The following is a 12418-nucleotide window of genomic DNA, read 5'->3' on the forward strand; positions in this document are numbered from 1 at the left end:
AACGCCGGTTTTTTTCTGTCACGCATTACTTGATCAGGCTGAGAAACTCGCTGCGGGTCGCCGCGTTTTCACGGAACTCACCGAGCATCACCGAGGTGATCATCGACGAATTCTGTTTCTCCACACCGCGCATCATCATGCACATGTGCTTGGCCTCGATCACCACCGCCACGCCCAGCGCGCCGGTGACCTGCTGGACCGCATCGGCGATCTGGCGGCTGAGGTTTTCCTGGATCTGCAGGCGGCGGGCATACATGTCGACGATCCGCGCAACCTTCGACAGGCCCAGCACTTTGCCGCTCGGGATGTACGCGACGTGGGCCTTGCCGATGAACGGCAGCAGGTGGTGTTCGCACAACGAGTACAACTCGATGTCCTTGACCAGCACCATTTCGCTGTTGTCGGAGCTGAACAGGGCACCGTTGGTGACCTCTTCGAGCGTCTGTTCATAACCGCGGCAGAGGTACTGCATGGCTTTGGCGGCACGCTTTGGCGTGTCGAGCAGGCCCTCGCGGGAGACGTCCTCGCCCAGTTGGCCGAGAATCGCGGTGTAATTCTGTTCCAGGGACATGAAACTACCTGTGGGGATTTTCGCAAAGGGCAAGGGTACGGTGGCGGACACGACCCTGCAAGTTCGGTGTGACGGGATTATTCGTCGCGGCCTTCCATCATGGTGCGTTTGAGCATCACATACACGGCGCCGGCGCCGCCATGTTTCGCCTGGCACGAGCAGAAACCGAGCACCTGCGCATGCTGGCGCAGCCAGGTGTTGACGTGGCTTTTGATCATCGGCCGCTTGCCGTCCAGACGCACGGCCTTGCCGTGGGTGACGCGCACGCAGCGGATTTCGAATTTGGTCGCTTCGGCGAGAAACGCCCAAAGGGTTTCCCGGGCCTTTTCCACACTCATGCCGTGCAGGTCGAGGCTGCCTTCGAACGGAATCTGCCCGATCTTGAGCTTGCGCATCTGGCTTTCCTGCACCCCGTCGCGGGCCCACATCAGCTCGTCTTCGGGGCCGACGTCGATCACGAACTGATCGGACAGGCCGTCAACGGTAGTCGTGTCGCTGCGCACGGTGGCGGACTGGCGCAGCCTGGCGATCTGTGCGCGGTCTGCCTTGGGTTTGCCGGTGTCGGCGCGGTCGTGCTTGATCGGCTTGACGCCTTGGATCGCACTTTTGAACAGGGAAAAATCGTCGTCTTGCATGTCAGCCTCCGCGAAGGGCGGCCAGTTTACCCAAACAGACACAAAACGGCCCGGCAAAAAGCCAGGCCGTCGATCAATCGTGTTTTTTCATCAGGTGCGGGGACATGTTCAATTCCCGCGATTGCCGTGCGCGACGCCGGCAACGACGCCACAGGGCCACGCCGAAATACAGGAACAGCAGGCCGACTGCCAGAATGATCGCCGAGCCGAGCGGTGTTGCATTCAGATCGCCGAGCGCCGGCGGGCGCCCCAGCAGGCTGGCGGCCCCGGCCATCGCCAGCAGCACGCCGAACGTGGCCAGAATGGCCGCGATCGCCGCGCCGAATCGAAATCGCCAGTTGCTTTGGCCTTTGGGCCGCAAGCGGCGTGCGTCAAATCCATCGGATAACTTCATTCCGACCTTCCTCAATGGGTATCGGCCCTTCGACCGGGAGTTGACCGGGTTGTTCCTGAGGCTAGGGTAATTGAAGCAAATGCGAGGTTTTTGCAGATGAGCGGCGGGCTGAGCCGCTCATTTACGGTCGATCAGATCAGATCCTGGGTCAGCGCGAGGGTGGCGAAGTTGTCGGCCATGATCGCCATTTCCGCTTCCTGCACCTGTTCGGCGCTGAGCACGCGGCCCTTGAACGGCAGATCGCGGGTGGCGCAGGCATCTTCGACCAGAGTGCAACGGAAACCCAGGTTCTTCGCCGCGCGCACGGTGGTGCTGACGCTGGAGTGGCTCATGAAACCGCAGACGATCAAGTCCAGCGAGCCGATGGTTTGCAGACGATCGTAGAGTTCGGTGCCGTGAAAGGCGCTCGGCAGCAACTTGCCGATGATGGTTTCATCACCCTGGGGTTCCAGGCCGGGGATGAACTCGCCGCGTTCGCCCTGGGGGTCGAACAGACCACCGACGGTGCCGAGGTGACGCACGTGCACGATCGGCCGGCCGGCTGCGCGGGCGGCGGCAACCAGTTGTTTGATGTTCGCGACAGCCGCGTCCATGCCGCTCAGGGCCAGCGGGCCGCTAAGATACTCTTTCTGGGCATCGATGATGACCACGGTGGCATGGCTCAACGTGGCCGCTGCGTAACCGCGACCGCTGAGTTGAAACATCGTTTTTGGAACGGACATTCTGGGGCTCCTTCGGGTGGGGCTTTTGCGACATTGTCCTCTGGCTGAGCGGTTCTGTGAATCGCTACCATCGTAGGCACCGTCGTTGCTGGCCTGCAGCGTTGTCAAGTTACACGATCTGTTCAATAGTCGAGTGGAAAATCGGAAGCGTCCTACCGTCGCCCCGGAATCTTTCCTGCGTCGTCGCGGCGCGTTTTGGCTGCTAGAATCGCCAGTCGTTTTTTCTGGAGTTCTGCCCCGTGATCACTTCCCGACTTCGTACCCTGCGCGACCACATCCGTTGGGCCGTCAGCCGCTTCCATGGGGAGGATCTGTTTTTCGGCCATGGCACCGACAATGCCTGGGACGAAGCCCGGCAGTTGGTGCTCGGTGCCTTGCACCTGCCTTGGGAAATCGCTGATAGCTATCTGGATTGCGCGCTGGAAGACGATGAACTGGTCAATCTTCAGCGCCTGCTCAAGCGCCGCATCGAAGAACGCATTCCGACCGCTTACCTGCTGGGCGAAGCGTGGTTCTGCGGTATGTCCTTCATTGTCGATGAGCGCGTGCTGATTCCGCGTTCACCGATTGGCGAGTTGATCGAAAACCGTTTTGCACCGTGGATCGGCGACGAGCCGGCGCGGATTCTTGACCTGTGCACCGGCTCCGGTTGCATCGGCATCGCGTGCGCCTATGAGTTCCAGAACGCCGAAGTAGTGCTGGCGGACCTGTCGTTCGAAGCGCTGGAAGTGGCGAACCAGAACATCGAACGCCATGGCGTCGATGAGCGTGTGTTCACTGTGCAGGGCGATGGTTTTGACGGTCTGCCGGGCCAACGTTTCGACCTGATCGTGTCGAACCCGCCCTACGTCGATGCGGAAGATTTCGCCGACATGCCGGACGAATACCAGCACGAGCCGGAACTGGGCCTGGCCTGCGGCGATGACGGTTTGAACCTGGTGCGCCGGATGCTCGCCGAAGCAGCAGATCACCTGACCCAGAAGGGTTTGCTGATTGTCGAGGTGGGCAACAGCCAGGTCCACGTCGAGGCGTTGTACCCGGAAGTCGATTTCGCCTGGCTGGAGTTCGAGCGCGGCGGGCATGGCGTGTTCATGCTGACCGCCGAACAGTGCCGCGCCCATCAGGCACTGTTCGCTTCCCGCGTCTGACCCTTAAAAGCATCGCGGGCAAGCCACGCTCCCACAGGTTTTGTGTTGTTCCAAAGGTTGCGGCACACACAGAATCTGTGGGAGAGGGCTTGCCCGCGATGGGGACGCCTCGGTCTGAAGTCTTTAGCGGTGCGTGGCAATCCAGATCAGCAACCCGGCCTGAAACACCGCAAACGCCACCAGACACGTAATGGTGAAGCGCAAGCCCGCGTCTTCACGTTTGAACTTGCTGACCTTGTCTTCCTGTTTCTTCAGCTTCACTTCCTGTTCGGCCAGATTCTGCTCGGCCTGCTGCAGCATTTGCGCGGCTTCAAGAATTTCGACGATCTGCAGCTTTTCGCTGTTCCAGTCGCCCAGCAAGTCGCCGACCTGGACTTCCTTGACGCTGCCCTTCAAATGCTGGGCGTCGGCGTAAACCACATCAAAGCCATGCACCCGCAGAAAGTGATCGCGGCGCAGGCGAGTGTCTTCATTCAGCGCGTCCTTGTTGTTCAAGTCCATGCCGTCGACGGTGTAGGTGGGCCAACGCTTTTTCGCCCAGTTGATGCCTTGGGCGGCCATGAAGCGGCCGATACCACGGTTCATCGGTTCGATCTGCAAACCGCTGTCCGGGCCGAAATGCACGCGTTTGGTCGTGTGGTCGACCCACACGTCCAGGTGATTCTGTTCTTTACGCACGCGCTGGGCAGGCAGCTTGATTGCCATGCGCATCAGGCTGTGCTCTTTGCCGTTGCGTTCGGCGTAACCGAATTCGACGAAGCGCAGCGGCCGTCCGCCGGTATTGCGGTCGGTCTGCAACGGCGCCAGGCGGAGCATCTTGTGGTGCTCGACGTGGACATCCGCCCATGGCAGCTCGACCGCTGGCGGTGCGTCTTTTTCAGCGGTGGTGTCGGGTGAAGTCTGGGTATCAGTCATAACGGCGAGATCCTGTCCAAGCTGCTTGCCGCCAGCCAGTACGCTGGCGACAAAGGCTTATCGGCCGTTTTCTGCAAGACTGGAGGGTAAAAGAGCTTAACGGGTGCGAAGTCCGTCAATAAATTCAAGGACGCGTGTCCCCAGTTCCGCCGCCAGTGGCAAATTCGGGTCCTTGTAGGAGGCCAGTTGCCGCTTCACGTCGTTGGGCACGATGCGCAACACATGGTTCATGCCTTCGATCAGCGCCAGTTGCGCATCCGGTTTGGCGGCCTTGAGTAACTTCGCATCATCGACCTGAACCTGAATGTCGTTGCTGCCTTGGACGATCAGTGCCGGCATTTTCAGCTGGGCGAAAGCCGCCGCCGGATCCTGACGGAACAGCGAAATCAGGTACGGCTGCACGCTCGGACGGAAAATCACCTGCAGCGGCGCCGGCACATTGTCGTCGGTGCGCCCGGCCTTGAGGCTGTCGAGCAGTTCGTTGCTGCGCAGCATCAGCGGAGGAGGGAGGCTGCGGGCCAGTTGCCGACGCAGCACCTGATCGATCGGTCGGGCTGTGCCGGAAAGCGAGATGACCGCAGCCGCGTCGACCTTTGGCGCCGCCAGGCTGGCAATCAGCGCGCCCTCGCTGTGACCGAGCAGGATCAACGGGCCGAAGCGCGGATCGGCTTTCAGCTTCTGACCCCAGGCCACGGCGTCCGCCACATAGGCTTCCACCGACAGGTTTCGCTCGTCCGGAGTTGCCGCCAGGCTGGCAGCCACACCGCGCTTGTCGAAACGCACACTGGCGACGTTGTGTTTTGCCAGCACCCAGGCCAGTCGCTTGAGGCTGTCATTGCGCCCGCCGTCGGGGTTGTTTCCGTCACGATCGGTAGGACCCGAGCCGGAAAGAATGAGGACAACCGGCACGGGGCTGTCGGATTTTGGCAGCAACAGCGAGCCGAAAAGTTCGCCGTTGTCGGTGGTCAACGTGACCGGACGTTGCAGGACAGTTGCCTGGACGAAGCCGGTAAACAGGGAAAGGCTCAAGATCAAAACTCGCAGCATCATCACGCCATCATTTGCCAAGGTGCCGGTTGGACTCACCCACACCGCTAAGGTTCGAGGATGAACTACTCGGTTAGCCTGCGTATACTGGCGCGCATCACGAATTTGGGTTCGATTTCACGGAGCGTCCTGCATGTCCGGCAATACCTACGGCAAGCTGTTCACTGTCACCACCGCGGGCGAAAGCCATGGTCCGGCGTTGGTCGCCATTGTCGACGGCTGCCCGCCGGGCCTGGAGATTTCTCTTGAAGACCTGCAACGCGATCTCGACCGTCGCAAGCCGGGCACCAGCCGCCACACCACCCAGCGCCAGGAAGCCGACGAAGTCGAAATCCTCTCCGGCGTGTTCGAGGGGCGCACCACCGGCTGCTCCATCGGTCTGCTGATCCGCAACACCGACCAGAAGTCCAAGGACTACTCGGCGATCAAGGACCTGTTCCGCCCGGCCCATGCCGACTACACCTACCACCACAAATACGGCGAGCGCGATTATCGCGGCGGCGGTCGCAGCTCCGCGCGGGAAACCGCCATGCGCGTCGCGGCCGGTGCCATCGCCAAGAAGTACCTGGCCAGCCAGGGCATCGTCATTCGCGGCTACATGAGCCAGCTCGGCCCGATCGAAATCCCGTTCAAGACCTGGGAATCGGTCGAGCAGAACGCCTTCTTCAGCCCGGACCCGGACAAAGTGCCGGAGCTGGAAGCCTACATGGACCAGCTGCGCCGCGATCAGGATTCGGTCGGGGCCAAGATCACCGTGGTTGCCGAAGGTGTGATGCCGGGCCTGGGCGAGCCGATCTTCGATCGTCTCGACGCCGAACTGGCCCACGCGCTGATGAGCATCAACGCGGTCAAAGGCGTGGAAATCGGCGCCGGTTTCGCCTGCGTCGCCCAGCGCGGCACCGAGCACCGTGACGAGCTGACCCCGGAAGGTTTCCTCAGCAACAACGCCGGCGGCATCCTCGGCGGAATCTCTTCGGGTCAGCCGATCGTCGCGCACCTGGCGTTGAAGCCAACCTCGAGCATCACCACCCCGGGCCGTTCGATCGACATCGATGGCAACCCGGTCGAAGTGATCACCAAGGGCCGTCACGATCCATGCGTCGGCATCCGCGCCACACCGATTGCCGAGGCGATGATGGCCATCGTGCTGATGGATCACCTGCTGCGTCACCGTGGCCAGAACGCCGATGTGCGCGTGAGCACCCCGGTGCTGGGTCAGCTTTGATGGGTGATCTCAAAGCCGCCGCGGTCTGACCGTGGCGGCGCTCCCGTACTGGCGGCTGTCCAGTTTCTATCTGTTCTATTTCGCCTTGCTCGGTTCGACGGCGCCGTTTCTGGCGCTGTACTTCGATCACCTCGGATTCAGTGCCGCGCGCATCGGCGAGCTGGTGGCGATTCCGATGCTGATGCGCTGCGTGGCGCCAAACATCTGGGGCTGGCTCGGCGACTACACCGGCAGACGCCTGGCCATCGTGCGCTTCGGCGCGGTGTGTACGCTGCTGACGTTCTCGCTGATTTTCGTCAGCAAGACCTACGCCTGGCTGGCGATGGTCATGGCGTTGCATGCGTTCTTCTGGCACGCGGTGCTGCCGCAGTTCGAAGTCATCACCCTCGCGCATTTGCAGGGCCAGACTTCCCGTTACAGTCAGATTCGCCTGTGGGGCTCGATCGGTTTCATCATCACCGTGGTTGCCCTCGGTCGCCTGTTCGAATGGCTCAGCCTCGACATCTACCCGGCGGCGCTGGTGTTGATCATGGCCGGCATTGTCCTCAGCAGTCTGTGGGTGCCGAACGCGCAGCCGCCTCAGGGCAACCGGCCGACGGGCGAAGGCTTTCTCAAGCAGTTGCGCAATCCCGGGGTGCTGGCGTTCTACGGTTGCGTGGCGCTGATGCAGATGAGCCACGGGCCGTATTACACGTTTTTGACTCTGCACCTTGAGCGACTGGGCTACAGCCGTGGCGTGATCGGCATGCTCTGGGCGGTCGGTGTGGTGGCGGAAGTGCTGATGTTCATGGCCATGAGCCGGATCCTCGCGCGTTTTTCCCTGCGGCGGGTGCTGATGGCGAGTTTTCTGCTGGCGGCGCTGCGCTGGTTGCTGCTAGGTTCGTTCGCCGAGTTCCTGTGGGTCCTGTTGTTTGCCCAGGTGCTGCACGCGGCGACGTTCGGCAGCTTTCATGCAGCTGCCATCGCGTTCGTGCAACGTAGCTTCGGCGCGCGCCAGCAAGGGCAGGGCCAGGCGTTGTATGCCGCGCTGGCCGGCACGGGCGGTGCGCTCGGCGCGCTGTATTCCGGCTACAGCTGGAATGCCCTCGGCGCGACATTGACCTTTAGTATTGCCAGTCTCGCAGCGCTCGCCGCTGCCGTTATCATTGCCATTCGAATGCAAGAGGACAGGCCATGAGCCTTACCCGTGAACAGCTTGCCCAGCAAATTGTCGACGCCGGGCGTTTTCTTTATGGTCGCGGCTGGTCGCCGGCCACCAGCAGCAATTACTCGACGCGCCTGTCGCCGAGCGAAGCGCTGCTGACCGTGTCCGGTAAGCACAAGGGCCAGTTGGGTCTGGACGACGTGCTCGCCACCGACCTGTCCGGCAACAGCCTGGAGCCGGGCAAAAAACCGTCCGCCGAAACCCTGCTGCACACTCAGCTCTATAGCTGGCGACCGGAGATCGGCGCGGTGTTGCACACCCACTCGGTGAACGCCACGGTGCTGTCGCGCCTGACGCCACAAGACTTCATCGAGTTCGAAGACTACGAACTGCAAAAAGCCTTCAGTGGCATTTCGACCCACGAATCCCGGGTGCGGGTGCCGATCTTCGACAACGATCAGGACATTGCGCGCCTCGCCGCCAAGGTGCAGCCTTGGCTCGACGCCCATCCCGATTGCGTCGGTTATCTGATTCGCGGCCACGGCCTCTACACCTGGGGCGCGCAGATGAGCGACGCGTTGCGCCAGATCGAAGCCTTTGAATTCCTGTTTGAATGCGAGTTGAAGACCCGCAGCGTCATGAACCGCCAAGGCTGACTTCACCAGAACCAGCCCATTTGCCTGATGAATGCAGTGCCCGACCGGTCTGAAAGAACCGGACGGCAAGGCCGATACCGAGGAATTGCCCCATGAGCAGCCTGTCCGTCTATCACGTTTCCAGCCCCGAGATTCCGAACAAGGTGCTGACCCATTTCGAAGACATCGCCTCGACCCTGGCCGAGCAGGGCGTGCGCTTCGACCGCTGGCAAGCCGCCGCGAAGATCCAGCCCGGCGCCAGCCAGGAAGAAGTGATCGGTGCCTATAAAGAGCAGATCGACAAACTGATGACCGAGCGCGGCTACATCACTGTCGACGTGATCAGCCTCAACAGCGATCACCCGCAAAAAGCCGAATTTCGCGCCAAGTTCCTCGAAGAACATCGCCATGGCGAAGACGAGGTGCGCTTCTTCGTCGCCGGTCGTGGCCTGTTTACCCTGCACATCGACGATTACGTCTACGCCGTGCTGTGCGAAAAGAACGACCTGATTTCGGTGCCGGCCGGCACCAAGCATTGGTTCGACATGGGCGAGAACCCGCACTTTGTCGCGATCCGCCTGTTCAACAACCCTGAAGGCTGGGTCGCCAACTTCACCGGCGAAGACATCGCCGGCCGCTTCCCGCGTCTGGAGGACTGAGGCGATGTCGATCAAGGTCATTCTCACTGACATCGAAGGCACCACCAGCGCGGTGAGTTTTGTGTTCGACGTGCTGTTTCCGTATGCCGCCAAACACCTGCCGGACTTCGTTCGCCAGAACGCCCGGCGCGCCGATGTTGCCGAGCAACTGGACGCCGTGCGCCGCGACAGCAGCGAACCGCAGGCTGACGTTGAACGGGTCGTGGAAATTCTGCTGGCCTGGATCGCCGAAGACCGTAAAGCCACGCCGCTGAAAGCGTTGCAGGGCATGGTCTGGGAGCAGGGTTATCAGGCCGGGCAGTTGAAGGGGCATGTCTACCCGGATGCTGTTGAAGCGCTCAAGCGCTGGCATCAGGACGGTTATCAACTGTTCGTTTATTCGTCCGGTTCGATCCAGGCGCAGAAGCTGATTTTCGGCTGCTCCGAAGCAGGGGATCTGACGCCGCTGTTCAGCGGCTATTTCGATACCACGTCGGGCCCCAAGCGCGAGGCGCAGTCGTACAGCAATATCCAGCAGGCCATCGGTGTCGAACCGCAGGAAATCCTGTTCCTGTCCGACATCGTCCAGGAACTTGACGCCGCTCAGGCCGCTGGCCTGCAAACCTGCGGCCTGGCCCGAGAGGGCGGGGAGCTGGAAGGGCATGTGACCGTCGACAGCTTCACCGGGATCGAACCGGAAGCGTTCTGAGTTCGCACGATCGACGCACAAAAAAACAGGCCGTGAAGCGAACGCTCCACGGCCTGTCTGTTTATACGGTGTTCGAATTACATCGAGTGATAGGTCGGCAGGGCAAAACGCTGCTGACTTTGCAGCATGCCGATCTGCGGCAGCTCGCTGGCTTGTTCCGCGAGGTCACGACGAATCGCGCTGATCGCCCACGACAGTTGGTCGCCGGCATGCAATTGCTGATAGGTCAGCGCACGTTTGAACACTTTGCCGTCGGCACTCTTCAGCGTCAGCAGGATCCCGCCATCGGGACGTGGCGCAGTGGTGACGTTGAAGTTGGAGAACAGGGAGGTAAATTTTTCTTGGATCAGGCTCATGTCTTTCAGCTCCGTATGCACTTGAATGGCAAGCATGCGTAGGGAGTTGCAGCGATTGTGCCAGTATTTATTTTATTAAAAATCTTTATAAATCAATAAGTTAAAAAAATGATTCGTTTCGGTTGTCGTGCAATCTGCATGAATGGCCATCGTGCATCCTGCATTTTGCGGGATCGCTGTCGATCCGATGGAACCATTCCGGAGAGCCGCAATCCCGCTTTGCCTTGTAGCGCTGGCGGATACAAAACATTGCAAAAACCGCGTGTACAGCCCGCGAAGCCCTGACGTATTTTCGGCCTCGACCCTCGCTTGAGAAGCGCCGGTTGCCTCACCCGATTGCCCGACAATAAAAATCCGGCCTGCACGTCAAGGTCGAACGGGAGCTGCCATGCGCCACGCGCCGAGCGACACGATTACCTGGGGCATGATGCTCCGCAAACTGCCGATGATTGCCAAAGCCATCCCTCGGGTGGTGAAAGGCATGAAGGTGGCCAACGTCAAGGATCCGACCCAAACCTGTGGCCTGGGCTGGACATTCGAGCAAGCGACCCTGCGCAACCCCGAGGGCCCCGCGCTGCTGTCGGGTGAGGTGGTGCTGAGTTATTCACAGGTCAACCAGTGGGCCAACCGCATCGCCCACTACCTGATCGGCCAGGGCATAAGCAAGGGCGATGTGGTGGCGGTGTTCATCGAGAACCGCCCGGAACTGCTGGTGACGATTCTGGCGCTGGCCAAAGTCGGCGCCGTCAGCGCGCTGCTCAATACCTCGCAGACCCGCGATACGCTGATCCACAGCATCAATCTGGTGACGCCGGCGGCGATTGTCGTCGGTGAGGAATTGCTGCCGGCGTTTGCGGCGGTACGCGAGCAAGTGTCGATCCCGGCAGCGCGGGCCTGGTTCGTCGCCGATCAGGATACCTTCAGCCATCCGGGCATTGCGCCTGAGGGCTATATCAATCTGATCAGCGCCAGTGCCGATGCCTCGGGCGATAACCCGGCCAGCAGCCGGCAGATTTTCTTCGACGACCCCTGTTTCTACATCTATACCTCCGGCACCACCGGTTTGCCAAAAGCCGGCGTGTTCAAGCACGGACGCTGGATGCGCAGCTCGGCGAGCTTCGGCATGATCGCCCTCGACATGCGCCCGGACGACATCGTCTATTGCACCTTGCCGCTGTACCACGCCACCGGGCTCTGTGTGTGCTGGGGTTCGGCGGTCAATGGCGCGTCGGGTTTCGCGATTCGCCGCAAGTTCAGCGCCCGGCAGTTCTGGAGCGATGTGCGTCGCTACCGCGCAACCACTATCGGTTATGTCGGCGAGTTGTGCCGGTATCTGGTGGATCAACCGCTCTGCGCCGACGACAGCCGTCACGACGTGCGCAAGATGATCGGCAACGGTTTGCGGCCCGGCGCGTGGGCCGAGTTCAAGACCCGCTTCGGCGTGGATCACATCTGCGAGCTGTACGCGGCCAGCGACGGCAATATCGGCTTCACCAACATCCTCAATTTCGACAACACCATCGGTTTCTCGCTGATGGCCTGGGAGCTGGTCGCCTACGATCAGGACAGCGGCGAGCCGATTCGTGGCGCTGACGGATTCATGCGCAAGGTCGGCCGGGGCGAGCGGGGCCTGTTGCTGGCGCGGATCGACGACAAGGCGCCGCTGGACGGCTACACCGATCCACAGAAAACCGCCAAGGTTGTCTTGCAGGACGTATTCGCCAAGGGCGACCGCTTCTTCAACACTGGCGATCTGCTGCGCAATATCGGTTTCGGTCATGCACAGTTTGTCGATCGCCTCGGCGACACCTACCGCTGGAAGGGCGAGAACGTCTCGACCACCGAGGTCGAGAACCTGCTGCTGCAGCATCCGCATATCTCCGAAGCCGTGGCCTATGGCGTGGAAATCCCAAACACCAATGGCCGCGCCGGGATGGCGGCGATCACCCCGGCGGAGTCCCTAGCGACCCTGGATTTCGCCGAACTGCTGGCTTTCGCCCGCCAGCGTATGCCGGCCTATGCGGTGCCGTTGTTCCTGCGGGTCAAAGTGAAAATGGAAACCACCGGCACCTTCAAATACCAGAAGACACGCCTGAAAAACGAAGGCTTCGACCCCGGCCAGACGGGGGATGATCCGATTTATGCCTGGCTGCCGGGGACCGAAACCTACGTGCAGGTCACTGATGGAATCCTCGCGGAGATCCGGGCAGGCGAGTACCGCTATTGAGATTGGCTATGAGCCTGCTTGGAAAAAAGGGGATGACAGCTATCGCTGCGCT

Annotated in this window: 14 protein-coding genes; 7 read left to right on the forward strand and 7 right to left on the reverse strand. The window is 61.0% G+C overall.

The window, feature by feature from the left end; translation table 11 throughout:
- Positions 1-25 precede the first annotated feature (25 nt).
- The 4 genes from folE to IHQ43_RS08980 form a co-directional block, all read right to left on the reverse strand.
- A complete protein-coding gene (gene folE, locus IHQ43_RS08965) occupies positions 26-571 on the reverse strand; it encodes a GTP cyclohydrolase I FolE (RefSeq protein WP_003204506.1) in 546 nt (181 codons plus the stop codon).
- A gap of 77 nt (positions 572-648) precedes the next feature.
- Complete coding sequence (locus tag IHQ43_RS08970) at positions 649-1206, reverse strand: Smr/MutS family protein (protein ID WP_192564087.1); 558 nt, start codon at positions 1204-1206, stop codon at positions 649-651.
- Positions 1207-1279: 73 nt separating this feature from the next.
- Positions 1280-1600, reverse strand: coding sequence for a hypothetical protein (locus IHQ43_RS08975; protein ID WP_007960009.1), 321 nt, complete (start codon positions 1598-1600; stop codon positions 1280-1282).
- Positions 1601-1731: 131 nt separating this feature from the next.
- The gene (locus IHQ43_RS08980; RefSeq protein WP_011333204.1) at positions 1732-2322 is read right to left on the reverse strand and encodes a cysteine hydrolase family protein; all 591 of its coding nucleotides are present in this window, start codon (positions 2320-2322) and stop codon (positions 1732-1734) included.
- Between the two features lie 239 nt (positions 2323-2561).
- On the opposite strand from IHQ43_RS08980, the gene prmB reads away from it, so the two are divergent.
- Positions 2562-3470 (forward strand): 50S ribosomal protein L3 N(5)-glutamine methyltransferase, encoded by a 909-nt coding sequence (gene prmB, locus IHQ43_RS08985; protein WP_192564088.1) that lies wholly within the window; start codon positions 2562-2564, stop codon positions 3468-3470.
- A 123-nt stretch (positions 3471-3593) separates the two neighbouring features.
- Here prmB and IHQ43_RS08990 read toward each other — a convergent pair whose 3' ends face one another.
- On the reverse strand, positions 3594-4385 hold the full coding sequence (locus tag IHQ43_RS08990; protein WP_007960006.1) for a hypothetical protein: 792 nt from the start codon (positions 4383-4385) through the stop codon (positions 3594-3596).
- Between the two features lie 96 nt (positions 4386-4481).
- Positions 4482-5435 carry an alpha/beta hydrolase gene (locus tag IHQ43_RS08995; RefSeq protein ID WP_102688278.1) on the reverse strand — a complete coding sequence of 318 codons (954 nt, stop codon included), beginning with the start codon at positions 5433-5435 and terminating at the stop codon, positions 4482-4484.
- A gap of 130 nt (positions 5436-5565) precedes the next feature.
- Here IHQ43_RS08995 and aroC point away from each other — a divergent pair, with 130 nt between their 5' ends.
- The 5 genes from aroC to mtnC all read left to right on the forward strand — a co-directional run bounded on the left by aroC (position 5566) and on the right by mtnC (position 9783).
- Positions 5566-6657: a chorismate synthase gene (aroC, locus tag IHQ43_RS09000; RefSeq protein WP_102718276.1), complete on the forward strand. Its 1092-nt coding sequence runs from the start codon at positions 5566-5568 to the stop codon at positions 6655-6657.
- A gap of 31 nt (positions 6658-6688) precedes the next feature.
- Entirely contained in the window at positions 6689-7834 is a 1146-nt protein-coding gene (locus IHQ43_RS09005) for an MFS transporter (protein ID WP_011333208.1), read from the forward strand.
- Positions 7831-8457 carry a methylthioribulose 1-phosphate dehydratase gene (locus IHQ43_RS09010; RefSeq protein ID WP_007959997.1) on the forward strand — a complete coding sequence of 209 codons (627 nt, stop codon included), beginning with the start codon at positions 7831-7833 and terminating at the stop codon, positions 8455-8457. Before IHQ43_RS09005 ends, IHQ43_RS09010 begins: the two co-directional genes overlap by 4 nt.
- 92 nt (positions 8458-8549) lie before the next feature.
- Positions 8550-9095: a 1,2-dihydroxy-3-keto-5-methylthiopentene dioxygenase gene (locus tag IHQ43_RS09015; protein WP_007959995.1), complete on the forward strand. Its 546-nt coding sequence runs from the start codon at positions 8550-8552 to the stop codon at positions 9093-9095.
- Between the two features lie 4 nt (positions 9096-9099).
- Positions 9100-9783, forward strand: a complete 684-nt coding sequence (mtnC, locus tag IHQ43_RS09020) for an acireductone synthase (RefSeq protein WP_192564089.1) — start codon at positions 9100-9102, stop codon at positions 9781-9783.
- Positions 9784-9860: 77 nt separating this feature from the next.
- Here mtnC and IHQ43_RS09025 read toward each other — a convergent pair whose 3' ends face one another.
- A complete protein-coding gene (locus tag IHQ43_RS09025) occupies positions 9861-10139 on the reverse strand; it encodes a DUF3509 domain-containing protein (protein ID WP_007959992.1) in 279 nt (92 codons plus the stop codon).
- Positions 10140-10527: 388 nt separating this feature from the next.
- Between IHQ43_RS09025 and IHQ43_RS09030 the strand changes: the two genes are divergently transcribed.
- A complete protein-coding gene (locus IHQ43_RS09030; protein WP_192564090.1) occupies positions 10528-12366 on the forward strand; it encodes a long-chain-acyl-CoA synthetase in 1839 nt (612 codons plus the stop codon).
- Positions 12367-12418 lie beyond the last annotated feature (52 nt).

The organism is Pseudomonas gozinkensis (assembly GCF_014863585.1).
GTDB classification, from domain to species: Bacteria; Pseudomonadota; Gammaproteobacteria; order Pseudomonadales; family Pseudomonadaceae; genus Aquipseudomonas; species Aquipseudomonas gozinkensis.